At 74.4% G+C, this 25,224-nt stretch carries 17 protein-coding genes and 1 pseudogene; 4 read left to right on the forward strand and 14 right to left on the reverse strand.

All coding sequences use genetic code 11. The annotated features are described in order from the left end of the window. Positions 1–76: 76 nt before the first annotated feature. On the reverse strand, positions 77–1,726 hold the full coding sequence (locus tag FIC82_RS00610) for an ABC transporter substrate-binding protein (RefSeq protein WP_154797159.1): 1,650 nt from the start codon (positions 1,724–1,726) through the stop codon (positions 77–79). A gap of 298 nt (positions 1,727–2,024) precedes the next feature. Continuing rightward, positions 2,025–3,056, reverse strand: a complete 1,032-nt coding sequence (locus FIC82_RS00615; protein ID WP_154797160.1) for an HdeD family acid-resistance protein — start codon at positions 3,054–3,056, stop codon at positions 2,025–2,027. Between the two features lie 248 nt (positions 3,057–3,304). On the opposite strand from FIC82_RS00615, the gene FIC82_RS00620 reads away from it, so the two are divergent. After that, positions 3,305–6,121 (forward strand): flippase-like domain-containing protein, encoded by a 2,817-nt coding sequence (locus tag FIC82_RS00620; RefSeq protein ID WP_253691309.1) that lies wholly within the window; start codon positions 3,305–3,307, stop codon positions 6,119–6,121. Positions 6,122–6,165: 44 nt separating this feature from the next. Here the strand turns inward: FIC82_RS00620 and FIC82_RS00625 are convergent, their stop codons facing one another. Further along, a complete protein-coding gene (locus FIC82_RS00625) occupies positions 6,166–6,492 on the reverse strand; it encodes a hypothetical protein (RefSeq protein WP_253691310.1) in 327 nt (108 codons plus the stop codon). A 250-nt stretch (positions 6,493–6,742) separates the two neighbouring features. On the opposite strand from FIC82_RS00625, the gene FIC82_RS00630 reads away from it, so the two are divergent. Together FIC82_RS00630 and pntB are read left to right on the forward strand one after the other, a co-directional pair. Further along, entirely contained in the window at positions 6,743–8,350 is a 1,608-nt protein-coding gene (locus tag FIC82_RS00630) for a Re/Si-specific NAD(P)(+) transhydrogenase subunit alpha (protein ID WP_168731358.1), read from the forward strand. Next, positions 8,347–9,759, forward strand: coding sequence for a Re/Si-specific NAD(P)(+) transhydrogenase subunit beta (pntB, locus tag FIC82_RS00635; protein WP_154797162.1), 1,413 nt, complete (start codon positions 8,347–8,349; stop codon positions 9,757–9,759). Before FIC82_RS00630 ends, pntB begins: the two co-directional genes overlap by 4 nt. Positions 9,760–9,829: 70 nt before the next feature. Here pntB and FIC82_RS00640 read toward each other — a convergent pair whose 3' ends face one another. Further along, positions 9,830–10,282: a nuclear transport factor 2 family protein gene (locus FIC82_RS00640; RefSeq protein ID WP_154797163.1), complete on the reverse strand. Its 453-nt coding sequence runs from the start codon at positions 10,280–10,282 to the stop codon at positions 9,830–9,832. A gap of 93 nt (positions 10,283–10,375) precedes the next feature. Between FIC82_RS00640 and FIC82_RS00645 the strand changes: the two genes are divergently transcribed. Then, on the forward strand, positions 10,376–10,861 hold the full coding sequence (locus FIC82_RS00645; RefSeq protein WP_168731359.1) for a MarR family winged helix-turn-helix transcriptional regulator: 486 nt from the start codon (positions 10,376–10,378) through the stop codon (positions 10,859–10,861). An 18-nt stretch (positions 10,862–10,879) separates the two neighbouring features. On the opposite strand, the gene FIC82_RS00650 is transcribed toward FIC82_RS00645, so the two are convergent. The 10 genes and pseudogenes from FIC82_RS00650 to FIC82_RS00695 all read right to left on the reverse strand — a co-directional run bounded on the left by FIC82_RS00650 (position 10,880) and on the right by FIC82_RS00695 (position 25,143). Then, positions 10,880–11,467, reverse strand: a complete 588-nt coding sequence (locus tag FIC82_RS00650) for a hypothetical protein (RefSeq protein ID WP_154797164.1) — start codon at positions 11,465–11,467, stop codon at positions 10,880–10,882. Between the two features lie 62 nt (positions 11,468–11,529). Beyond that, positions 11,530–13,713, reverse strand: a complete 2,184-nt coding sequence (locus tag FIC82_RS00655; protein WP_154797165.1) for a tetratricopeptide repeat protein — start codon at positions 13,711–13,713, stop codon at positions 11,530–11,532. Between the two features lie 118 nt (positions 13,714–13,831). Then, positions 13,832–14,683, reverse strand: coding sequence for an HpcH/HpaI aldolase/citrate lyase family protein (locus FIC82_RS00660; RefSeq protein ID WP_168731360.1), 852 nt, complete (start codon positions 14,681–14,683; stop codon positions 13,832–13,834). A 191-nt stretch (positions 14,684–14,874) separates the two neighbouring features. Next, positions 14,875–15,351: pseudogene (locus tag FIC82_RS00665) on the reverse strand (MaoC family dehydratase); the annotation flags it as partial. Positions 15,352–15,482: 131 nt separating this feature from the next. Beyond that, on the reverse strand, positions 15,483–16,658 hold the full coding sequence (locus tag FIC82_RS00670) for an acyl-CoA dehydrogenase family protein (RefSeq protein WP_154797166.1): 1,176 nt from the start codon (positions 16,656–16,658) through the stop codon (positions 15,483–15,485). 87 nt (positions 16,659–16,745) lie between these two features. Beyond that, positions 16,746–19,199, reverse strand: coding sequence for an acetyl/propionyl/methylcrotonyl-CoA carboxylase subunit alpha (locus FIC82_RS00675; protein WP_154797167.1), 2,454 nt, complete (start codon positions 19,197–19,199; stop codon positions 16,746–16,748). A gap of 4 nt (positions 19,200–19,203) precedes the next feature. Further along, positions 19,204–20,871: a carboxyl transferase domain-containing protein gene (locus FIC82_RS00680; RefSeq protein ID WP_154797168.1), complete on the reverse strand. Its 1,668-nt coding sequence runs from the start codon at positions 20,869–20,871 to the stop codon at positions 19,204–19,206. Then, a complete protein-coding gene (locus tag FIC82_RS00685; RefSeq protein WP_168731361.1) occupies positions 20,868–22,649 on the reverse strand; it encodes a dihydrolipoamide acetyltransferase family protein in 1,782 nt (593 codons plus the stop codon). Before FIC82_RS00685 ends, FIC82_RS00680 begins: the two co-directional genes overlap by 4 nt. Beyond that, positions 22,646–23,722: an alpha-ketoacid dehydrogenase subunit beta gene (locus FIC82_RS00690; RefSeq protein WP_154797169.1), complete on the reverse strand. Its 1,077-nt coding sequence runs from the start codon at positions 23,720–23,722 to the stop codon at positions 22,646–22,648. The genes FIC82_RS00685 and FIC82_RS00690 overlap by 4 nt, the downstream gene beginning before the upstream one ends. Then, a complete protein-coding gene (locus FIC82_RS00695) occupies positions 23,719–25,143 on the reverse strand; it encodes a thiamine pyrophosphate-dependent dehydrogenase E1 component subunit alpha (RefSeq protein WP_154797170.1) in 1,425 nt (474 codons plus the stop codon). The genes FIC82_RS00690 and FIC82_RS00695 overlap by 4 nt, the downstream gene beginning before the upstream one ends. Between the last annotated feature and the right edge of the window lie 81 nt (positions 25,144–25,224).

Below are 25,224 nucleotides of genomic sequence, written 5' to 3' on the forward strand. Positions count from 1 at the left end.
GCGGTCCGCGTCCCGGGCGAGCGGTGCCCGGCCCTCCCCGCGGGTCGCGCGGGGAGGGCCGGGCGGAGGCTGCTCGTCAGCCCTTGGACAGCGCCGCGTAGCGGAACTTGAAGGACGGGTCGAGCGTGTCCTCGGCCCCCGCCACGTCCGCGCCGACGACCGCGACCTGCGCACCCTGGAGGTACGGGAGGGTCGACAGGTCGGCCGCGACCTTGTTCTGGATCTCCTCGATGAGCGCGGTGCGCTCGTCGGCGTCGGGCGTCGCCGCCTGCTGGAGGATGAGGTCGTTGACCTCCTGGTTGGCGTAGTGGTTCACCAGGAAGTTCTCCGTGAGGAAGAACGGCGTGAGGTAGTTGTCCGCGTCGGAGTAGTCCGGGAACCAGCCGAGCTGGTACGCCGGGTAGACGTCGGCGGTGCGCTCCTCGGCGTACGTGACCCACTCGGTGGTCTGCAGGTTGACCGTGAAGAGGCCGTCCTTCTCGAGCTGGTCCTTGATGAGCGCGTACTCGTCGGCCGACGACGGACCGTAGTGGTCGTTCGAGTACTGCAGGTTGAGCGTCACGGGCGTCTCGATGCCCGCGTCCGCGAGGAGCTGCTCCGCCTTCGCGGCGTCGGGCTTGCCCGCGCCGTCGCCGTACATCTCCTTGAGCGGCTCGACCGCACCGGTCAGGCCCGCAGGGACGTACGAGTACAGCGGGGTGTAGGTGCCCTTGTAGACCTGCTCCGACAGCTCGTCGCGGTCGACGAGCGACGCGGCCGCCTGGCGCACGGCGAGCGCCTTGGCCGGGTCGGCCTCGGGCGTCTTGGCGCCGAACGGCTGGGTGTCGAAGTTGAACGTGATGTAGCGGATCTCGCCGCCCGGCCCGTCGACGACCTTGACGTCGTCGTTGCCGCGCAGGTCCTCGATGTCCGTCGCGGACAGGCTGCGCCACGCGACGTCGATCTTGCCCTGCTGGATCTCGAGCTTCATGTTCGACGCCTCGGCGAAGTACTTCACCGCGACCTTGTCGGTCTTCGCCGCGCCGAGCAGGCCCTCGTAGCCCTCGTACGCCTCGTAGGAGACGAGCTCGTTGAACTTGTAGCCCGTGATCGTGTACTGGCCGGCGAACGCGTTGCCGTCGACGATGTCCTGGTCCGAGGTGAGCGCGTCGGCCGCGAAGACGTCCTCGTCGACGATCGGGCCGGCCGGGCTGGACAGGATCTGCGGGAAGAGCTGGTCGTTCTCGCTCTTGAGGTGGAAGACGACGGTCGTGTCGTCCGGCGTGTCGACGCTGTCGAGGTTGTACAGCAGCGACGCCGGACCGTTGGGGTCGTTGATCGCGACCTGACGGTCGAACGTGAACTTCACGTCGGACGACGTGAGGTCGTTGCCGTTGGCCCACTTGAGACCCGGCTTGAGCTTGACCGTGTACTCCGTCGGCGAGGTGAACTCGGCCGACTCCGCGATGTCGGGCTCGACGTCGGGGCTCCCGTACGGGGTGTTCATGAGGAACGGGAAGACCTGGTTCATCACGGCGAACGAGCCGTTGTCGTACGAGCCGGCCGGGTCGAGCACCGTGACCTTGTCGGTGGTGCCGATGACGAGCGAGCCGCTCGCGGAGCCGCCCCCGTCGCCGCCGTCGTCCTCGCCACCGTTCGAGCCCCCGCCGCACGCGGTCAGGGTCAGCGTCACCGCCGTGATGCCGGCGGCCGCGGCGAGGAGCCGCTTCTTGGACACCGCTGTCATGTGTCTACCTCTTTCTCGGGTTTCTCGGGGTGCGAGACACCGGTGGCGCGACCTTGCACGCACCAGGACCCCGACCTGTCGGCGGAGTGCCGTGATTTCTAGCACAGCGCCGTGTCGCGCACGTGTCAGGATCGGCAGAAAACCGGACAGAACGCCAGCGTTGTTACCCGGTCGTAACCCAGAGCCTCGGGCAACGATCGTGACGTGAGACACACACACGGCATCTGTCGCACAGGTGTAGAGTCCGCCCCTTTTCGGGCCGTCCGGCCCTGGCGGGACGCACGCCCGTCGAGCGAGGTCAGCGGCCCTCGCGCCCCCCGGCCTCGTCGGCGCCAGGTCCGCCCGAGGCGCCCGGGCCGGGACCGCGCGACGCCAGGTCGTCGTCCGCGAGCCCGCCCGCGCCGGGACCACCCTCGGCCCGGTCCGTGGAGGTCGAGCCGTCCGTGACGGGCGACGACGCAGGCGCGGCCGGGGCGGGAGCGTGCGGGTCCGGCGCGGCCGCGTCGGGCATGGCCGGGTCGGGCACGCCAGGGCTGGGCGCGGCCGGGTCCGGCGCGGCCGGGGAACCGGCGGACGTGCCGCTCACGGCCGACGGCGGCGCGACGACCGGGTGGGCGGCGGGCGCACCGAGCACGGACCCGCCCGTCACGACGACGCCGGCCGCCACGGCCTGCGCGCGCAGGTCGGCGAGCTCGCGGGCGACCGCACGGACCGCGAAGCCGGACACCACGTGGATCGCACCCGTCACGAACGCGTACAGCGCGAACACGACGGTCACGAGCCGCAGCACGTCGAAGGAGTCGAGCGGCCTCGTGACGAGCAGGACCCCGAACAGCACCGAGACGATCCCGACGGCGAGCATCCACGCCCAGCCCAGGTCGCGGTTGCGGACGAGCGCGGCCGCCCCGGCGATCGTCGTGATGCCGAGCACGAGCACCCACACCGCGAGCACGTAGTAGAGCGCGGTCGCGGTGAGGTCGGGCCAGAGCGCCACGACGACGCCGAACACGACGTTGACGCCCGCCTGGGCGAGCCACCACGCCGACCCCACCTGCTTGCGGTGCACGAACCCCTGCACGGCGACCAGCACGCCGTCGGCCACGAGGAACGCGCCGAGCACGACGCGCAGCGTCCCGAGCTCCTCCAGCGGCTCGATCATGAGGAGGAGCCCGAGGACGACGAGCAGGGTCCCCCGCACGACGGGGAGCCACCACACCTTGCGGAACGGGTTGCGCTCCTGGCCCGTCTCCTCCGGCGTCGCGGGGCCGGGTCCCGCCGCGGAGCCGGACCGGTCCGCCGCGCCGCGCGCCGTCGTCGTCCCACGTGCCATGCCGACCTCCCGGGTCCGTCGCTCTGCTCATGCTAGGGAGGCCTTGCTCACACACGCCCGCCGAAACCCCCATCCCCGGAACCCGCGAGCACCTGTCGAGTGCTGGGGTATTTGCCCTCGAAACAGGTCAGGAACGACAAATGGCCAGCACTCACGCGGGTGCTCGCGCCAGGACGAAGCGGGCGAATCACCCGGAGGAATCGGCCAAATACCGCGCTTGCTCGACCCCCCCGACCTAGACTCGCCGCATGGCCTCCCCCGCCCCCGAGCCGACCGAGCGCGACGCTCCGCACGTCGGCGCGGTCGTCGAGGTCGGCTCGCTCGCGGCGTCCTCGCGCGCCGACCCGCGCCCGCAGACCGGGGCGCTCGAGGCGCTGCTCGCGCCACGGGACCGCCACGACGAGGGCACCGTCCGCGTCGTCGACACCGCGGAGCAGCGGGTCCGGCACCCGTTCGACCTCGTCAACCTCGTGCTGTGCGCGGTGGCCGTCGCGGTCGTCATGCTCATGTCGGTCTACGCGCACGGGACGACCGAGGGCGTCGCCGAGGACGTGCAGAACTTCTCCGACGTGCTCGCGCGCGTGCTGTTCCTGCCGGTCGCCGTGCTCGAGGGCCTCATCACGCTCTTCGTCCCGCTGGCGGTGCTCGTCGAGCTGGGGATCCGCCGCCTCGGGCGGCAGGTCGTCGAGTCGATCGTCGCCGCGGCGCTCGGGCTCCTGCTCGGGGTGCTCGTCGTGCTCGCGCTGCGCACGTGGGGGTCGGACGAGCTGATCCGCGGGCTCTCCGCGTTCATCGACGGCTCGTGGCAGCTGACGATCCCCGACTACCTCTACGTCGCCGCGATCGGCGGGCTGCTCACCGCCGCGGGCACCCGCACGCGACGTCGCACGGTGAAGTGGTCCTGGAACCTGCTGTTCGTCGCGATCGGCGTCGTGCTCATCACGGGCCAGGTGTCGCTGCCGGGCATCATCATCACGCTCCTCCTCGGCCGCATCGCCGGCCTCGCCGTGCGCTACGTCTCGGGCGTGCGCAGCGAGCGCGCGTACGGCCCCGACCTCGTCGCGGGCGTCCGACGGGCCGGGTTCTCCCCCACCGCGCTCGTGCGCGTGCGCGACGTCACCGACGACGAAGAGCTCGCGGAGGCGGCGGAGGACCCCATCACGGAGGTCGACGCGGAGGGCCGCATCACCGCCGAGGTGCACGTCGGCGTCCTGCGGGCACCCGGGGCGACGGGCGACGCCGGGACGGTCCTCACCGCCGACGCCGCCCTCGCGGCGCAGCACCTCGGGCCGACCCCCCACACCGACGAGCCCGCACCGTCGAACGGATCCTCCGGCCACGCCCCCGCGTCCGGGTCCCCGGGCGCGCCGTCCGACCCCGCCGCCATCGCTCTCGCCCGCGCGGGCGACAACCGCGTCTACGCGATGCTCACCGAGGACGGGGTGCGCCGCGACGTCGTCGTGCTCGACGGCGACCGGCAGGTCGTCGGCTTCCTCACCCGGTTCTGGCGGTCGCTGCGGCTGCGCGGCAGCGAGGGCCGTGCGGCCATCTCGCTCCGCGCCGCGGCGGAGCGCACCGCGCTGCTCTCCTACGCCGCGCGCGCGGCGGGCGTCCGCACGCCGCGCCTCGTCGGCGTCGCCGAGTCCGCCGACTCGATGGTGCTCGTCCAGGAGCACGCGACCGGCGCCGTCTCCCTGCGCGACCTCCCCGTCGACGACCTCACTGACTCGGTGCTCAACGAGGCCTGGCGCCAGCTCCGCCTCGCCCACTCGGCGGGGATCGCGCACCGCGCCCTGACGTCGGACGTCATGCTCGTGTCGCACGAGCCCGCCACCGGGGCCCCGCAGGTCTGGATCACGGGCTGGGAGCAGGGCGACATCGCGTCGCTCGAGCTCGCGCGCCGCATGGACCTCGCGCAGATGGTCGCGCTCCTCGCGCTGCGCGTCGGGGCGAGCCGCGCCGTCGAGTCCGCCGTGAGCATCCTGCCCGACGACGACATCGCCGCCATCGGTCCGCTGCTCCAGTCCGTCGCGCTCCCCCCGAGCACGCGCGAGGAGATCCGGCAGAACAAGGAGCTCCTCAAGGAGCTGCGAGCCGCGCTCGTCGACCGGCTGCCCGAGGCCGACGTCGAGCCGCAGCGCATCACCCGGTTCGGCGCGCGCACGGTCCTGACCATCGCGCTCGTGATCGCCGCGGTGACGGCCCTGGTCACCTCGTTCAACTTCGAGCAGATCGCCGAGGCGGTGACCGAGGCGAACCCGTGGTTCGCCGTCCTGTCGTTCGTGCTCGGCATCCTCACGTGGGTCGGGGCCGCGCTCACGCTCACCGCGTTCTCGCCGAAGCGGCTGCCGTTCTGGCGCGTCAACCTGACCCAGGCGGCCGGCTCCTACGTCGCGCTGGCCGCGCCCGCCGGCATCGGCCCGGCCGCGCTCAACCTGCGTCTGCTCACCCGGCGCGGCATCTCGACGCCCATGGCCGTCGCCACGGTCGCGCTCGTCCAGGTGTCGCAGTTCGTCGTGACGATCCTCATCCTGGTGGTCCTGTCGATCTTCACCGGCGAGGGTGGCCTCGTCCAGCTCCCCTCGACCACGGTCCTCCTCGCGATCGGCGGCGTCGCCCTCGCCGTGCTCGCGACGCTGCTCGTGCCGGCGGTGCGGACCTGGGCGCTCGCCAAGATCCGGCCGACGATCCAGCAGGTGTGGCCGCGCCTGTCGGAGATGCTGGGCCAGCCCGGGCGGCTCGCCGTCGGGTTCGCCGGCAACATCGTCATGACGCTGGGCTACGTGCTCGCGTTCGACGCGGCGCTCGCCGCGTTCGGGCAGGAGCTCGACCTGGTCGACGTCGCGGTGATCTACCTGGTGGGCAACGCCGCCGGGGCCGCCGTCCCGACGCCGGGCGGCCTCGGCACGATCGAGCTCGCCCTCACCGCCGGCCTCACGGCGGCCGGTGTTCCCGTCGCGCTCGCCACGTCCGCGACCCTCCTGTTCCGCGTCGCGACCTACTGGGCGCGCATCCCCATCGGGTGGGTCGCGATGCGGTACCTGCAGAAGAAGGGCGACCTGTAGACCGGACGGTCGGGCCCGGGTCGGGCCTGAGCCGAGCCTCGGCGTCAGCCCTGCGGGGCGTCGGCGACCTTGACGTCGACGTGGTAGTTCGTCCCGTCGACGTCGGACAGCGTGACGGTCGTGTCGTAGACGTTCCCGGACGCGGGGTCGGTGAGCTCGCACCCGACGACCTCGCCGTCCACGAGGTCGACGTTCCCGGTGCCGCAGTCGACGTCCGCCTCACCGATCTCGGCGAGCGCGCCCTCGGCGTCCGCGGCGATCTTCGAGGCCGGCACGGTGAGGTTCGCGTCCACGGAGCACGCGGCGAGCGCGACGGCGCACAGCGCGACGGCGGGCGCGAGGACGACGGTACGGACGGTGGTGCGGCGCACGGGTTCCCCCTGGGTCGGAGCGGATGTGGCCCCGATCCTCGCGGACCCGGCGCCCGGGGCGCCACCTCGCGCGATGGTGAGAACTCCCCGCTGCTCCGCGGGGCGCGACGAGCGCCGTGCGGGCGAGGCTCGCCCGCTCGGGGACGTTCGGCCCGGGACGGCGGGGGCGGCCCCCGATAGGCTCGCCGCGCACCCGCCGTCTCCGGTCGCGCGGGCGCCCACGATGCTCGACGAGGTGAGGAGCCCGCACGTGAGGATCGGTGTCCCCCGCGAGGTGAGGGACGGGGAGCGGCTCGTCGCCGCGACCCCGCGCACGGTCGGGCGCCTGCGGGCGCTCGGGTACGACGTGGTCGTCGAGCACGACGCCGGGGCGGGGGCCACGTTCTCCGACGCCGCGTACGTGGCGGCGGGCGCCACGGTCGTGGACGCTGCGACCGCGTGGGGGGCCGACGTCGTCACGGCGGTCAACGCGCCCACCGACGCCCAGGTCGCGCTCCTGCGCCCGGGCGCGACGCTCGTCGCGATGCTCGGTCCCGCGAACGACCCCGACCTCGTGCAGCGTCTCGCGGACCACGGCGTGACCGCGCTCGCGCTCGATGCCGTGCCCCGCATCTCGCGCGCGCAGGCCCTCGACGTGCTGAGCACGCTGTCGAACGTCGCGGGGTACCGCGCCGTCGTGGAGGCGGCGGGCGAGTACGGCGGCATGTTCGCCGGGCAGGTCACCGCCGCGGGCAAGACGCCGCCCGCGAAGGTCTTCGTCATCGGCGGCGGCGTCGCGGGGCTCGCCGCGGTCGGCGCGGCGGCGAGCCTCGGCGCGCAGGTGCGCGCGTTCGACGTGCGCTCCGAGGCGGCCGAGCAGATCGAGTCCCTGGGCGGCACCGCCGTCCGCGAGCCCGCCGCGCAGCAGGGCATGTCCGCCGACGGCTACGCGAAGCCGCTCACGCCCGAGCAGGAGGCCGCGGCCCTCGCCGTCTACGCGCGCGAGGCCGCCGAGGCCGACGTCGTCGTCACGACGGCGCTCGTGCGCGGCCGCGCGCCGCGCACGCTCACGGCCGAGGCGGTCGCGGGGATGCGACCCGGGAGCGTCGTCGTGGACCTCGCGGCCTCGGGCGGCGGGAACTGCGCGCTCACGGTGCCGGGCGAACGGGTCGTCACGGACAACGGCGTCGTGGTCGTCGGCTGGACGGACCTCGCCGGGCGCCTGCCCCAGCACACGTCGCAGCTCCTCGGGACGAACGTCGTGCACCTGCTCGAGCTGCTCACGCCCGGCAAGGACGGCGAGCTCGTGCTCGACCTCGACGACCCGGTGCAGCGCGGCATGACCGTCGCGCGCGACGGCGACGTGCTGTGGCCGCCGCCGCCCGTCGCGGTGAGCGCGGCGCCCGCCCCGGGGTCGACCGTGCCCCCACCACCACCTGACCCGGCCCGGGAGGCTGCGGAGCGGGAGCGGGCCGCCGCGGAGGCGGCGTCGGCCGCGAGCCTGCGCCGTCGGCGTCGGACCGTGGGCGCCGCGCTCGCCGCGGTGCTCGTGACGCTCGCGCTGTCGTTCGCTCCGCCGTCGCTCGTCGGACACGTCACGGTGTTCACGCTCGCGGTGATCGTCGGGTACTACGTCATCTCGAACGTCACCCACTCGCTGCACACGCCGCTCATGGCCCAGACCAACGCGATCTCCGGCATCATCCTCGTCGGCGCGCTCCTGCAGATCGGCTCGGACGACTGGGTCGTCACGACCCTCGCGCTGCTCGCCGCGACCGTCGCGAGCATCAACATCTTCGGTGGCTTCCTCGTGGCGAACCGCATGATCCGCATGTTCCGCAAGGACGCCCCGGCGCGCGCGCAGGGGGTGGCCCGATGACCGCGACGTCCGTCGCCCAGGCGGTCTACGTCCTCGCCGCCGTCCTGTTCGTGCTCAGCCTCGCAGGGCTGTCGAAGCAGGAGTCCGCGCGCCGCGGCAACCTGCTCGGCATGGTCGGCATGGTCCTCGCGCTCGCCGCGACGATCGTCCTCGCGCTCGGCACGAGCGCCCGTCCCGTGCTGGTCACGGCCCTGCTCATCGCGCTCGTGCTCCTCGTGGGCGCCGGGGTCGGGGTGTGGCGCGCGCGTCGCGTCGAGATGACGCAGATGCCCGAGCTCATCGCGATCCTGCACAGCTTCGTGGGTGCCGCGGCGGTGCTCGTCGGCTTCAACTCGTACCTCACCGCCCACGCCGCGGGCCACGACGACGTCGCGCACCTGGTCGAGGTCTCCCTCGGCGTGCTCGTCGGCGCCGTGACCTTCACGGGTTCGGTCGTCGCGTTCCTCAAGCTGTCCGGGCGCACACGCTCGGCCCCGCTCCAGCTCCCGGGGCGCAACGTGCTCAACCTCGCGGCGCTCGTCGTGAGCCTCGGGCTCGTGGTCTGGTTCGTCGTCGCACCGTCGATCTGGCCGCTGCTCCTGCTCACGGTCGTGTCGCTCGCGCTGGGCTGGCACCTCGTCGCGTCGATCGGCGGCGGCGACATGCCCGTCGTCGTGTCGATGCTCAACTCGTACTCCGGCTGGGCAGCCGCCGCGGCGGGCTTCATGCTCGGCAACGACCTGCTGATCGTCACGGGCGCGCTCGTCGGGTCCTCGGGTGCGATCCTCAGCTACATCATGTGCAAGGCCATGAACCGGTCGTTCGTGTCCGTCATCCTCGGTGGGTTCGGTGCCGAGGAGGGCGCGGCGCCCGCCGGGGGCGGCGAGGGCCCGCAGGGCGAGCACCGCGAGGTGCGCGCCGACGAGGTCGCGGCCCTCCTGCGCGACGCCCGGAGCGTCGTCATCACGCCGGGCTACGGGATGGCGGTCGCCAAGGCGCAGTACCCCGTCGCCGAGCTCGTCGAGCTCCTGCGCGACGGCGGCGTGGAGGTCCGCTTCGGGGTGCACCCGGTCGCGGGCCGCCTGCCGGGGCACATGAACGTCCTGCTCGCCGAGGCGCGCGTGCCGTACGACATCGTGCTGGAGATGGACGAGATCAACGACGACCTGGCGGACACCGACGTCGTGCTCGTCATCGGCGCGAACGACACCGTGAACCCCGCCGCGCTCGACGACCCCGGATCCCCCATCGCGGGCATGCCCGTGCTGCACGTGTGGGAGGCCAAGCAGGTCGTCGTGTTCAAGCGGTCCATGGCCGCGGGGTACGCGGGCGTGCAGAACCCGCTGTTCTTCCGCGAGAACACCGGGATGCTGTTCGGCGACGCGAAGCAGCGGGTCGAGGACATCGTGGCGGCACTGCGCCTCGGCTGAGCCGGCCCGACGTCCTCGACCGCCTGGCGTCTACGACGCGCTCGCGCAGCGCTCCAGGCGCCCCGGCCGCCTAGAGCGCCCGCTCGAGCGCGCCCGTCAGCGCGACGGGTGTGACCTCCAGGCGGTCGAAGCGCCATCCGTCGGCCGTGCGCCGCGCGCCGTAGCGGTGGACCGCCGCGGCGATCGACTCGGTGTCCTCGTCGAGGACGAAGACGGCGAGGTCGTGCGCGCGCACCGTCGCGGTGTCGCCGTCGATCTCGACGACGAGGTTCCCCTTGTGGTGCAGGGTTCGGGCGTAGCCGTCGTGGCCGCGTCGCACGAGCGCGACGAGAGCGTCGAGCCCGCGTGCCTCGCCGCGCCGCGAGGTGACGACGACGTCGTCGGTGAAGAGCCGGTCGGTCTCGTCGTACCGGTGCTCGTCGATCCACAGGCTGTGGCGGGCGACGAGGTCGGCCAGCTCGGCACGGTCGGCGAGCTCGCGGACGAGCGTCTCGGTCGTGGTCGTGCGCTCGGTCGTGGTCATGTCTCCTCCTCGAATCGTGAGAGCAACTAACGTTTGCTCGCCTCACGAAATCTAGATCGTTAGATCAACTAACGCAAGAGGTAGGATCGAGCCGTGGACACCGAGGACGACCTCCGCTTCGACCGCGGCGACGAGACGCCGGAACGACTCAAGGGCCAGTTCTCGCGCCTCGTCGGGATGACCGCGGCCCAGACCCGTCGCGTCGCCGGCGACGCGCTGCGGAGCGTCGGCGCGCACAAGGACCACTTCGTCGTGCTCGCCGCGCTCGCGGAGCTCGGTCCCGCGAGCCAGTCGACCTTGTCGGACCGCACGCGCGTCTACCGCAGCGACCTCGTCACGGTGCTCAACGAGCTCACCGACGGCGGGTGGGTCCGCCGCTCACCCGACCCGGCGGACAAGCGCCGCAACGTCGTCTCGATCACGACCGCGGGGCAACGTCGCCTCGACGAGTTGGACGCGATCCTCCGCGAGGTCAACGACCGGGTCCTGGCGCCGCTCTCCGCCGACGACCGCGCACGGCTCTTCCGGCTCCTGGAGCAGGTCAACGCCCATCTCGTCGCCGAGGCCGACGTCTCCTGAGGTGCAGGGCGTCGGTGCTCAGCCGGGCACGCGCTCCCGGGCGAGGCCGAACGTGAGCGACGGCAGCATCTCGAGCGCCCCGTGCGCCGCGGCGTAGTCCTTGAGGTCGCCGCGGAACACGACGCGGCCCGGCAGGTCGAGCAACGTCTGCGGCCGCACCTGCCACCGCTCCACACCGAGGTCGCACACCCCGGCGCCGTGCAGCACGTGGTAGACGAACTCCGAGCAGAAGAAGCGGTCCTCCGCCTCGTGCCCCCGGCCGAACCGGGCCCCGACCAGCCCGCGCACGTTGTAGGAGAACGCGTGCGAGTCCAGCAGGAACTCGGTGATCCGCACGCGGATCGCCTCGTGCTGCTCGGGCGTGACGGGGACCTCGAGCACGACCCCCGGCACGGCGTCCATGCCGCGGTAGAGACCGTCGTCGAACCGCTCGCGCCGGAAGCACCCGACGAACGGGTTCCCGGCGCGCCGGCGCCCGAAGCTGAACATGAGGTCGAGTCCCGGGTCGAGCGCCAGGGAGGAGTGCGTGAACTCGTCGCGGGTCGCCAGCGCGATGGTCCGGGAGAGGACCGTACGGCTGCGGGACAGGACGACGTAGACGTTCACGCGAGTGACCATACGATGCCCGGGCCCGCAAGTGGAACGTCCCGGGCGAGTAATTTGTCCGGTCAGCCCTCGGCGAGCGCCCCGAGGACCTGCTCGGCGAGCCGCGGGGGGAACTGCGCCACGGCGTCACGCACGTCGAAACCGAGGTCCTCGGCGTCCCGGAACGCACCGGACGCCCGGGCCGGGTCCGGGAGCGAACCGTCGCCGGTGAGCAGCATGACGCCCGCGGTGAAGGCCGCGCGCCCGTTGCCCTTCTCGCCCGCCGCGAGGTACAGCTCGAGGGCCCGAGCCGAGTCCCGCGGACGACCACGGCCCGTCGCGTGCTCCGCGGCGAGGTTGTAGAGCGCGCGCGGGTGGCCGGCCTCCGCCGCCCGCTCGAGGAGCGCGCGCGAGCGCACCTCGTCCACCGGCGTGCCCTGCCCGGTCGCGGTGAGGACGGACAGCTCGAAGAGCGCGTCGGCGTTCCCCCGGCGCGCCGCCTCGTCGTGGTCGGACACGGCGCCCGCGGCGTCCTGCGCGAACCCGTAGCCGTTGTAGCGCATCCACCCGCGCAGCACGTGCGCGGTGCCGTCGGGGTCGTCCTCGCACAGGCGGTCGACCCGGGCGGCCGCCTCCGACGCGACCGGGAGCCGGCGGAAGTACGCCTCGCGCACCCACGCCGTCGCGGCCTCGCGCGACACCGGGTCCGCGCCACCGGCGTCCGCCTTGCGGTACGTGTCGACGAGCACCTGGCCCGCGTCCCCCGGCAGCAGCCCGATCATGTGCTCGTTGCGGACGAACGCGTCGCGGAGCCCGTGCGCCGCGGCCAGGACCCGCTCGCGGCTCGCGGCGCGGTCGTCGAGCGCGTCGCGCGCGGCCTCGTACGCCACGCTGCCGCGCGGGCGGGACGTGCCCGACGTCGCCGCGCCCGCAGGTGCGTCACTCGCCGTGCCGTCGCCCGCCGGGGCGGGCGCCCCCGTCGTCGGCTCCTGCCGCGCGGCCGCCCGCGCCGCGTCCTGTGCGTCGGCGTCCCAGACGAGCTCGCCGTCGGGATTCCAGATCTGGTTCGTCCGGTTCTTCGCCCACACCGCACGGAAGCCGACGGGGAGCGAGAGGTACCGCACCAGGTGCGGTGCGGAGCGGTACACCTCGTGCGCCGGCACGTCGACCACGCCTCCCCGCGGCTGCGCGGCGGACGGCTTGACGACCCACCCCGACGCGGTGTCGGTGGGTTCGTAGCGGTGCACGTGAACCTCCGGTGCGTCGTACACGCCCTGGAACACCTTGACCGTCTGGACGAACCGGGTCGGCCGCGGGTCGACCTTGCAGAACGCCGCCATCTCACGGGTTCGCCGGTACGCGTCGAGCATCGGGTCGACGTCGCTGGTGAGCGTCGTGACGCCGTCCTTCGTCAGGTCCGTCGCCGAGACCCGCAGGTCGTCGCCGTCCGCAGCCAGGACGGTCCACCAGAACCCGTACCAGCTTCCGCGCCCCGCGGTGACGGCCGCGGGGTCCGTCGACCCGTAGTAGCCGAGGAGATCCGCCGCCCACGGCAGGAGCTCGGGCGTCGTCCGCAGCCACACCCGACGCCCGTGGCGCGAGCGGGTCTCCGCGGTGACCGTCTCCGGCCTGCGTGTCGGGGAGCCGTTCGCCCACCAGCGCACGGCGTCCGCCGCCGGGGGCCATGCCGCCCGCCCGTTCGCGATCGGGTCGAGCGCCTGCACCGACTCGCCGTCGAAGTACGCGACGTACCAGTGGCCCGGCCCGTGCGCGCGGTCGATGCCGACGACGAGGTACGAGCCCTTCCCCTGGGCACGGAGCCGCTCGGCGATCTCGTCGGGGGTCGTCTGCTCGAAGGTGCCCCCGACGAGCTCCGCGAGCTCCGCCTCGCTCGGGCCGGAGGGGGTCGCAGGCTGCGCCGGCTCGCCGCGCAGGATCCCGACCATCGAGGCCACCGCGGACGCCGCGTGGTTCACGGGGAGCGTGGCGGCGTTCGCCTCGTTGCGGTGGCCCGCGGCGAACGCCTCCACCATCTGCGCCTGCGTGAAGCAGGACTCGCGCACGTACGCCGCCCCGTCGAACCCGACGACGGCCTGCGCACCACCGCGGCCCGGGGTCCACACGTGGAACCCGCCCGGGACGACCTTGTTCAGCCGCGCGACCGTGGCGACGTCGACGCCGAGGAGGGCCGCGGCCCGGTCGGCGAGGTGCGGGAAGCCCTCGGTCCAGTGCTGGTCCTGCGGGGCTTGGGCGTTCGCGTCGGTCACGGGGAGAGGGTAGCGGCGGGCCCCCGCGCACCGCACCGCCCCGGCATGGGGACCGGTCCCCATGACAGCGTGCGCCGGGTGCCGGGCGGGGGTCGGCGAGAGGTCGGCCGGGTGCCGGTCAGCCGCGCGCCCGGCGCAGCACGGCCTCCGCGTGGCGCAGGACGGGGCCGTCGACCATGCGGCCGTCGTGGGTGAAGACGGCGTCCGGTCCGCCGGGGTTCGCGGCCGCCGCGTCGAGCAGCGCCCGCGCCACGGCCACCTCGTCGGGCGTCGGGGCGTAGGCGGCGCGGATCACGGGGACGTGGCTGGGGTGGATGCACGCGGTCGCGGCGAACCCCGACGCGGCCGCGTCCTCCGCCTCGTCCTGGAGCCCGTCGAGGTCGCCGACGTCGACGTGCACGGCGTCGACCGCAGCCTTGCCCGCCGCGCCGGCCGCGAGCAGGACCGCGGACCGCGCGTGCCGCGCGACGTCCCGGTACGACCCGTCCGGGAGTCGGCTCGACGTCCCACCGAGCGACGCGACGAGGTCCTCCGCACCCCACATCAGCGCGACGACCTCGGGCCGTCGGGCGAGCTCCGGTGCCGCGAGCACGCCGGCCGCCGTCTCGCACAGCGCGAGGACCCGCGCGCCCGGGAGGCTCGCCGCGAGCGCCCCCAGCGAGCCGAGCAGCTCCGGCCCGGCCTTGGGGACCATGACCGTCCGCAGCCGCGTGTCCGCGAGCGCCGCCACGTCGAGCGCGTGCTCGGGCGTCCCGACGGCGTTGACCCGCACGACCGTCCGCGCCGGGTCGAGCGTCGCGGACGCCTCGACGACCGCGCGCCGAGCGGCGTCCTTCGCAGGCGCGGCGACGGCGTCCTCGAGGTCGAGGATCACGGCGTCGGCGCGGTCGGCGGCCTTGCCGAACCGGTCGGGCCGGTCGCCGGGGCAGAACAGCAGCGCGGGCCCGAGCCCGAACCCGGGCTCGCTCACCACGCGCCCTCCTCGTCGCCGCGCTCGAGAACCGGCTCGTGCACCCCCGCCGCGTGCTCGCCGAACCCGGGCTCGTCGTCCCGCCCGGTGCCGAGCCCTGGGATGTCGCCGGGCTCGGCGGCCTGGGTGACCACAGACCCGGGTTGGGCGGAGGCGCCAGACGACCGGGCGCCGTCGGGCACCGCAGTGGACGCCGCCTCGTGGGCGGCGCGGGTCCAGAAGAGGGCGGTGCGGACGGCGCGCGCGACGAGGACGCCGTCCTGGTTGAGGCCGCGGTGCTCGAGCGTCACGACGCCCTGGCCGGGGCGCGACGCCGACAACCGCTTCTCGACGACCTCCGTCTCCGCGTAGAGCGTGTCGCCATGGAACAGCGGCTTGGGGAACTCGACCTCGCGGAAACCGAGGTTCGCGACGATCGTCCCCTGCGTGACCTGCCCGACCGACAGCCCGACGAGCGTGGACAGCGTCATCATCGAGTTCACGAGCCGCTGCCCGAACGGCTGCGTCGCGGCCCACGCGGCGTCGAGGTGCAACGCCTGGTGGTTCATCGTGAGCGTCGAGAAGACGACGTCGTCCGCCTCCGTGAGCGTGCGGCCGGGCCGGTGGCGGTACACCACGCCCGTCTCCAGCTCGTCGTAGTACAGGCCCCGCTGGACCACCTCGCGCATCGCTGCTCCCTTCCTCGCCCCGGTCTCGACCGGCCGTCCGCCGAGAACGCCCCCACCCGCCGTCGAGCACGACATGAGGGACGGAAAAGGCCGGAAAACGTCCGTCATGTCGTGCTCGGCCTTCACCGTGTTTAACCGTCCAGTCCCAGGCTCCTCGCGATGATCATGAGCTGCACCTCGGTGGTCCCCTCCCCGACCTCGAGCACCTTGGCGTCGCGGTAGTGGCGGGCGACCGGGTTCTCGTTGAGGAAGCCGTAGCCGCCGAAGATCTGGGAGGCGTCGCGCGCGTTCGCCATCGCGGCCTCGCCACCGACGAGCTTCGCGACCGACGCCTCCGCCTTGAACGGCTTGCCCGCGACGAGCTTGTGCGCGGCGTCGAGCCACGCGAGCCGGGCCGTGTGGACGCGGGCCTGCATGCGCGCGAGCGTGAACGCGACGTGCTGGTTCTCCCCGATCGACCGCCCGAACACGACCCGTTCCTTCGCGTACCGCAGCGCCTCCTCGAGGCAGCCCTGCGCGGCACCGGTCGCGAGCGCGGCGAACGCGATGCGGCCCTCGTCGAGCGCGCGCAGGAAGTTCGCGTACCCGCGGCCGCGCTCGCCGAGCAGGTTGCCCTCCGGGACCCTGACGTCGGTCAGCGTGAGGGGGTGCGTGTCGGACGTGTGCCAGCCGACCTTGTCGTACGACGGCCCGACCTCGAGCCCCGGCGTCCCCGCCGGCACGATGATGCTCGACAGCTCCTTGCGCACCTCGCCGTCCTGGCTGACGTGCTCGCCCGTGACAGCCGTGATCGTCACGAGGCTCGTGATCGGCGTCCCGGAGTTGGTGATGAACTGCTTGGACCCGTCGATCACCCACTCGTCGCCGTCCAGCCGCGCGGTCGTGCGGGTGCCGCCCGCGTCGGAGCCGGCGTCGGCCTCCGTGAGCCCGAACGCCGCGAGCGCCCGCCCCGCGAGCAGGTCGGGCAGCCAGCGCTCCTGCTGCTCGCGCGACCCGTGCCGGTAGATCGGCACGATCCCCAGCCCCACGCCCGCCTCGAGCGTCACGGCGATGGACTGGTCGACGCGCGCGAGCGCCTCCACCGCGAGGCACAGCGACACGTAGTCCTTGCCCTGCCCGCCGATCTCTCGCGGGAACGGCAGCCCGAACAGCCCCAGCTCCCCCATCTGCGCGATGATCTCCATCGGCAGGCGGCGCTCGGTGTCGTACCGGTAGGCGGCGGGCGCGACGACGCTGTCCGCGAAGTCGCGCACCACCTGGCTGAGCTTCCGCTGCTCGTCGTCGAGCAGGACGTCGGCCTCGATCATTGATGCTCCCTGGGTGTCGGAGTGGTGCCGAGAGAGCGACGACCGGTCGGGGTAGCGACCGGCGACCGCTCTCTCGGCGGGTGGTCGCTATCTCGGTGGTGCGGGCTCGGGTGTCGGTGCGGGCACGGGACGGACGACGGCGACCACCTGGTCCCGGCGCACGAGGTCGCCGGGGCGCACGCGCACGGTCGCGACGCCGTCGTGCGGGGCGAGCACGGGGTGCTCCATCTTCATGGCCTCGACCGTGACGAGGACGGCGCCCGCGGCGACGGGCTCGCCGTCCGCGACGGCCGTCACGACCGTGCCGGGCATGGCGGCGCGCACCTCGGGGTCGGTCGCGCCGGTCGCGTCGCCCCGTGCTCGACGGCGGTCGTCCCGCGCCCGCGCCGCGCGCTGCTCGCGGTCAGGGGCGGCCAGGGCGACGGTCCGCCCGCTGCGCCACAGCCACACCGTCGCGGGCTCGCCGTCGGCGGACGGCACGTCGAGAGCGAGCCGCACGCGCTCCCGGACGCCGTCGACGGTGACCCACCACGCGCCCTCGGCGCCGGGTTCGTGCTCGAGCGACGCCCGCACCGCCCGCGGGCGAGCGGCGCCGGGGTCCCACCCACCGCCGTCGGGCTCGCGCTCCTGCGGCCACTGCACGACGGCGTCCCCCGCCACCCCGCTGACCCGCACCTCGTGCATGCCCCCGGCGGCATCGACGAGCACGACCCGCCGCGCCGCCGCGGGCCCGTTGAGCCGCCACCCGTCGCCCATCCGCCACGGGTCGCCGGCCGCCGCCACTCCGCCGTCGAGCAGGCGGTCGTGGTCCGTCCCGCCGCCCGGACGAGCCGCAACCACCTGCTCGACGAGGAACAGCGCCGCGGCGACGAACTCGACCCAGTCCGCGCCGTCGGACGGCGAGCGGACCACCGAGGCGAGGGGGCGGGGGGTGTGCGCGCCGTCGTGGTCGGGCCTGGCGGGAGCGCCCGAGGAACGAGGGCGCGGATGGTAGACGGCGCGCACACCCCCCGCCCCCTCGCCGGACCCGACCACAGACCCGACCACAGACCCAGCCCCAGCCCCAGCCCCAGCCCCAGCCGACACGAGCCGGTCGATCAGCCCGGTGTCGAGCCGCCCCGCCCGCACGTCACCGTCCGCGAGCAGAGACCGCAGGAACGCCGTGTTCGTCTCGACCCCCAGCACCACGGTCCGCGCGAGCAGCCCGTCGAGCTGGTCGACGGCTTCGTCGCGCGTCTCTCCCCACGCGACGGCCTTCGCGAGCATGGGGTCGTAGTGCCCGCCCACGACGGCACCGGGGGAGATCCCCGAGTCGAGGCGCAGCGGAGAGGCGCCGGGCCCGGCGGGGACGTCGGCGTCGTCGTACACGAGGACCGACCCGGTGGCCGGGAGGAACCCGCGCTCGGGCGACTCGGCGTAGAGCCGGGCCTCGACGGCGTGGCCGCGGAGCACGACGTCGTCCTGGGCGATCCCGAGCGGCGCGCCCGCCGCGACGCGGAGCTGGAGCTCGACGAGGTCGAGGCCGGTGACCATCTCGGTGACGGGGTGCTCGACCTGGAGCCGCGTGTTCATCTCGATGAAGAAGAACTCGTCCGGGCGCGCGGCGGGGACGAGGAACTCGACCGTCCCGGCGCCGACGTACCCGACGGACCGCGCGACCTCGCACGCGGCCTCGCCCATCCGGGCACGCTGCGCCTCGGTGAGGAGCGGCGACGGTGCCTCCTCGACGACCTTCTGGTGGCGGCGCTGGAGCGAGCACTCGCGCTCGCCGAGGTGGACGACGGTCCCGTGCGTGTCGGCCAGCACCTGCACCTCGATGTGGCGCGGTGCCTCGACGAGCCGTTCGAGGAGGAGCGTGTCGTCGCCGAACGACGACGCGGCGACCCGTCGGGCGGAGGCCAGCGCTCCGGGCAGGTCGTCGGCCGTGTGGACGACGACCATCCCCTTGCCCCCGCCCCCGGCGGAGGGCTTGACGAGCAGCGGGAAGCCGACGGCGCCGGCGGCGGCGACCAGGTCGTCGTCGCCCATCCCGGGCTCGCCAGCGCCGGGCACGAGGGGGACGCCCCGCGCGCCGACGATGCTCTTGGCGGCCAGCTTGTCGGCCATCGCCTCGAGCGCGTCGACGCCCGGACCCACGAACGCGATCCCGGCGCGCTCGCACGCGCGGGCGAGGGCGGGGTTCTCGGACAGGAACCCGTAGCCGGGGTGGACCGCATCGGCACCGGTCGCGACGGCGGCGGCGACGACGGCGTCGACGTCGAGGTAGCTGCGCGCCGCGGGCGCGGGCCCGAGCCGGACCGCGACGTCGGCCTCGCGCACGTGGCGGGCGTCGGCGTCGGCGTCGGAGAACACGGCGACCGACCGGACGCCGAGCCGCCGCAGCGTGCCGATCACGCGGCACGCGATCTCCCCGCGGTTCGCGACGAGGACCGCGCGGAACCCGGGACCGCCGGTCGGGCGGTCCGCCGGCCGGTCCGTCGGGCGCGCGGACGGCTGGTCCGCCGGGTGGGTGCTCGCGCCGTGGGGGCTGTCGGAGGTCATCGGCTCACATCCGGAAGAGCCCGAACCGGTCACCGGTCCAGGTCTCGGCGAGGGGCGTGCGCGCGCACACGCCGAGGGCGAGGCCGAGCACGCGGCGCGTGTCGGCGGGGTCGATCACGCCGTCGTCCCAGAGGCGCGCGGTCGCGTAGTAGGGGTTGCCGTGCTCGTCGTAGTCCGCGCGGATCCCCGCGGTGAACGCGGCCTCGTCGTCGGGGTCCCACGTCTCGCCGCGGGCGGCGAGCTGGTCGCGCTTGACGGTCGAGAGCACCGACGCGGCCTGCGGCCCGCCCATGACGGAGATGCGGCTCGCGGGCCACGACCACAGGAACCGCGGCGAGTACGCGCGCCCGCACATCGAGTAGTTCCCCGCGCCGAACGACCCGCCGACGATCACGGTGAGCTTCGGGACACGCGTCGTCGCGACGGCCGTGACCATCTTGGCGCCGTCCTTCGCGATCCCGCCCGCCTCGGCGTCCGTACCGACCATGAACCCGGAGATGTTCTGGAGGAACAGCAGCGGGATGCCGCGCTGGTCGCACAGCTCGATGAAGTGCGCGCCCTTGAGCGCCGATGCGCCGAACAGCACGCCCCGGTTCGCGAGGATGCCCACCGGGTGCCCGTGGATCCGCGCGAACCCGGTGACGAGCGTGTCGCCGTACTCGCGCTTGAACTCGTCGAACCGGCTGCCGTCGACGAGCCGCGCGATGATCTCGCGCGGGTCGTACGGTGCTTGTACATCGGTCGGGACGGCGCTGTACATGCCTGCGCCGTCGTGGTCGGGCGCACCGTCGGCCCGGGGCGAGCGGGCGCCGTCGTGCCCGACGGCGGGCGGCTCGCCCGGCACGACGACCCACGCGGGCGCCGGGTCGGGCGGGAGCGTCGCGACGATGCGACGCACGGTGTCGAGCGCGTCCTCGTCGTCCTCGGCGAGGTGGTCGACGACGCCGCTGCGCCGCGCGTGCAGCTCGCCGCCGCCGAGCTCCTCGGCCGTGACGACCTCGCCGATCGCCGCCTTCACGAGCGGCGGACCGCCGAGGAAGATCGTGCCCTGGTCGCGCACGATGACGGTCTCGTCGCTCATCGCGGGCACGTACGCGCCACCCGCGGTGCACGACCCGAGCACCGCGGAGATCTGCGGGATCCCCGCCGCGGAGAGCCGCGCCTGGTGGTAGAAGATGCGGCCGAAGTGGTCGCGGTCCGGGAACACCTCGGCCTGACGCGGCAGGAACGCACCGCCCGAGTCGACGAGGTAGACGCACGGCAGCCGGTTCTCGAACGCGATCTCCTGCGCCCGCAGGTGCTTCTTCACCGTCAGCGGGTGGTACGTCCCGCCCTTCACGGTCGCGTCGTTGCACACGACCATGACCTGCCGCCGGCTCACCACCCCGATCCCGGCGACGACCCCGGCGGCCGGCCACGCGCCGTCGTCCACGCCGTACCCGGCGAGCGGCGCGATCTCGAGGAACGGGCTGCCCTCGTCGAGCAGGCGGTCGACGCGGTCGCGCGGCAGCAGCTTGCCGCGCGCGACGTGCCGGTCGCGCGCCGACGCCGGGCCCCCGCGCGCGACGTCCGCGGTGCGCGCACGCAGCTCGTCGGCGAGCGCCCGCTGGCCGGCGTCGTTCGCCCGGGCCGTCTCCGACCCGGGGTCGACGGCGCTCGTCAGGATCGTCATCCGGCCACCCCTCCCTGCCGAACCCGGGATCGCTCCTCACCCGCGGCCGATCCTGGGGAGGGATCCAGGGTTCGGCCGGGCGCGGTACCGCCGCCGGGCGACGAGCCACCAGCCAGGAGCGCGAGGGCCGGGTCCTCGAGCAGCGCGCCGAGGTCGGCGAGGAAGCGCGCGCCCTGCTCGCCGTCGACCACGCGGTGGTCGAACGACAGGCTCAGGGTGACGACGTCGCGCAGCGCGACCTCGCCGTCGTGCTCCCACGGCCGACGACGCACGGCGCCCAGGCCGAGGATCGCCGCCTCTCCCGGCACGAGGATCGGCGTGCCCGCGTCGACGCCGAACACCCCGACGTTGGTGATCGAGATCGTCCCGCCGGTGAGTCGCTCGGGCGTCGTCCGGCCGTCGCGCGCCGTGACCGTGAGGTCGGTGAGCGCGGCGGCGAGGTCGGGCAGGTCGAGGTCCTGCGCGTCGGGGACGTGGGGCACGACGAGCCCCCGGTCCGTCGCGACCGCGATGCCCAGGTGCACGCGACGGTGCCGCACGATCTCCGCCGAACCGTCGGGGAGGTCGCGCCACGCGCTGTTGAGCGCGGGGTGGCGCGGCAGCACGAGGCACAGCGCACGCGCCGCGAGCGCCAGGACGGTGATCCGCTCGCCGCGTGCGAGACGGTGCGTGCGCAGGCGTTCCAGGAGCTCGACGCTGCGCGTCACGTCGAGGGTGAGGAACACCGTGGCGTGCGGCGCGGTGAACGCGCTCGCCACCATGGCCGCCGCGGTGTGCTTGCGCACCCCGCGCACCGGCACGACCTCGGGCTCGAGCCCGGCCCGCGCGTCGGCACCGACGGCCGCCGAGACAGGAGACGTTGCCCCTCGACCGGGCCCTCGCGGGGCCATGGCTCCCCTCTCGTCCGCGAGCGCCGTCGGGGTGGCGGGCGTCGCGGGCATCGCGGTCGACGCGGTCGACGCGGGCAACGCGGTCGACGCGGTCGACGCGGTCGACGCGGTCGACGCGGCGAGCGTGGCGTAGACGTCGCGCGGCTGCCGCACGACGTCGCGGTGGCAGCTCACCGCCGCGAGGACGTCCTCGCGCGTGATGAGGCCGTCCCGTCCCGTCCCCTCGACACGGTCGATGCGCACGCCGAGCTTCTTCGCGAGCGCCCGCACCGGTGGCGTCGACCGCGGCCGCTCGCCGACCCAGCCGGACGTCCCGCCGGCGTCGCCCCCCGTGCCGAGCCCGGGATCCGTCCCCACGATCGGGACCGCCTGAGGAGCGACCCCGGGTCCCGCCGGCTCGGGCCGGCCCCCGGCGCGCCCGGCAGCAGCCACGGGGGCCCGACGGCGGCGCGCGGGCCTGCCCGCACGCTCCGGCGCGGCCCCGTAGCCGACGAGGTTCGGCTCCGGCCCGTCGTCCTCCCCCTGCTCGCCGAGCCCGGGCTCTCTCCTCACGGGGACGGCCGTCTGAGCAGCGACCCCGGGTTCGGCAGCCCGAGGCGTCGGGTGAGGGGCACTGTCCGGGGTCGGGGCGGCGGGGGTGCCGTCGTCGACCTCGAACGTCACCAGGGGCTCGCCGACGGTGACGGTCTGGCCCTCCTCGGCGTGCAGCGACGCGACGACGCCCGCGTACGGGGACGGGAGGTCGACGAGGGCCTTGGCCGTCTCGACCTCGGCGATCACCTGGTTGAGCTCGACGCGGTCGCCCGCGTGGACGTGCCAGCTCACGATGTCGGACTCGGTGAGCCCCTCCCCGAGGTCGGGGAGGCGGAACTCGCGCATCGTCATCATCGAGCCACCGCCTCGACGGTGCGGGTCGCGCCGGGCGACCCGGGAGCCCCGCCCGGCGCCGCGGCGTCGGGCACAGGAGCCGGCACGAACGTCTCGACCCGTCCCAGCACGCGGTCGACGCCGTCGAGGATGCGGTCGAGGTCGGGCAGGTAGTGCCCCTCGAGCTTGGCGGGCGGGTACGGCATGCCGTGGCCGGTGACGCGCACGGGCGCGGCCTCGAGGTACTCGAAGCAGCGGTCGGTCACGGTCGCGGCGATCTCCGCGCCGAGCCCGGCCTGCCGCGGCGCCTCGTGCGTCACGACGACGCGCCCCGTCTTGCGCACCGACGCCGCGACGGTGTCGTGGTCGATCGGCGAGAGGGACCGCAGGTCGATCACCTCGACGGACACGCCGTCGTCGGACGCGGCGACGGCGGCGTCGAGCGCGGTCCCGACGAGCCCGCCCCACGTGACGAGCGTGACGTCGTGGCCCTCGCGCACGACGCGCGCGCGGTCCATGGGCAGCGGGTCCACCGGGTCGAGGTCGACCTCGCCCTTGAGGTGGTACCGGCGCTTGGGCTCGAAGAAGATCACGGGGTCGTCGCACGCGACGGCCTGGCGCAGCACGGTGTACGCGTCCTGGGGGTTCGCGACCGACACCACGCGCAGCCCGGCCGTGTGCGCGAACAGCGCCTCGGGCGACTCCGAGTGGTGCTCGGCCGCGCCGATGCCGCCGCCGACCGGGATGCGGATCGTGATCGGCAGGCGCACCTTCCCGCCCGTGCGCGCGTGCATCTTGGCGAGCTGCGACAGGATCTGGTCGAACGCGACGAACACGAAGCCGTCGAACTGGATCTCGCACACCGGCCGGTAGCCGCGGTACGCGAGCCCGACGGCGGTCCCGATGATCCCGGACTCCGCGAGCGGGGTGTCGAGCACGCGGCGCGGGCCGAACTCCGCCTGGAGCCCGTCCGTCACGCGGTAGACGCCGCCGAGCCGGCCGACGTCCTCGCCCATGACGACCACGCGGTCGTCGTCCGTCATCGCGCGGCGCAGCCCCGCGCCGAGCGCCTTCGCCACGGTGAGGGTGCTCATCGCGCCACCCCCGTCACGCTCGTCGCCGCGCCGGACGCCGCCCGGTCACCCGCCGCGCCCGGCCCACCCGCGCCGTCGTCCCCGTCCTCGCCGTCGCCGAACGACTCGAGGTAGTGCGCGTACTCGGCTCGCTCGCGCTCCAGCGCGTGGTGCGGCTCCGCGTAGACGTGCTCGAAGAGCGACAGCGGCGGCGGGTCGGTGAGCGCGACGCACCCGGCGCGCAGCTCGGCCGCCGCGGCGTCGGCGACGCCCTGCACCCGGGCCGCCCCCGCGTCGTCGAGCACACCGACGGAGCGCAGGTACGCCTCGAACCGCGCGAGCGGGTCGCGCCCGGTCCACTCCTCGACCTCGGCCGCGTCGCGGTACCGCTTCGGGTCGTCGGCCGTGGTGTGCGGGCCCATGCGGTAGGTGACGGCCTCGATCAGCGTCGGGCCGCCGTCGTGCCGTGCGCGGTCGAGCGCCGCGCGCGTCACCGCGAGCACGGCGAGCACGTCGTTGCCGTCCACGCGCACGCCGGGCATGCCGAACCCGCGGGCGCGCTCGGCGAGCGGGACGCGCGACTGGAGCGCGACCGGCTCGGAGATGGCCCACTGGTTGTTCTGGCAGAAGAAGACGACCGGCGAGCGGTACGTGGACGCGAAGACGAACGCCTCGTTGACGTCGCCCTGGCTCATCGCGCCGTCGCCGAGGTACGCGACCCCCACGGGGAGCCCGGCGGACGCGTCGACCCGACCGGCGTCGACGTCGTTCTGCACGCCCATCGCCCAGCCCGTCGCGTGGAGCGTCTGCGCACCGATGATGACCTGCGGCGACGCCATCCCGATCGCGTACGGGTCCCACCCGGAGACCGCGACGCCGCGCCACACGCGCACGAGGTCGACGAGCTCGGCGCCGCGCACGCGCGCGACCGCGTGCTCGCGGTAGGAGGAGAAGACGAAGTCGTCGTCGCGCAGCGCGCGCGCCGAGCCGACCTGAGCCGCCTCCTGCCCGAGCAGCGGGGGCCACAGCGCGAGCTCCCCCTGCCGCTGGAGGGCCGTCGCCTCGGCGTCGATGCGCCGCGCCACGACCATGTCCTCGAACAGCCGCAGGAGCGTCGTCCGGGCGGCCTCGCGCGCGTCGTCGTCGAGTGCCGCGGGGTCGAGGTCGGCGAGCCACCGGTCGAGGTCGGGGTCCGGGAGCCGCGTGCCGTCCTCGGTCAGCACGCGCAGGGTCGGCGTCGACGCGCCGTCCCCCGGGTCCTGCCGCGGCACGTCGGTACGCGCGTCGGCACGCCCGTCCTCGCGCACGTCCTTGCGCACGTCGTGCGCCACGTTCTTCCGGTCTGCTCGTGCGTCGCGCGGGGTTGCCGCCCGGTGACCGTTCTGCGCCTTCGGCGGGGTCGCCGCCGTCGGTCCGGTCCGCACCGCAGGTTCGCTGGGCATCGTCGCCACCTCACCTCGGGGAGCCGGTCCTCTCCGTCGAGGACCGAGGTAGGGCGAACGTAACCCCTGCCGCGCACATGG

The organism is Cellulosimicrobium protaetiae, assembly GCF_009708005.2.
GTDB classification, from domain to species: domain Bacteria; phylum Actinomycetota; class Actinomycetes; order Actinomycetales; family Cellulomonadaceae; genus Cellulosimicrobium; species Cellulosimicrobium protaetiae.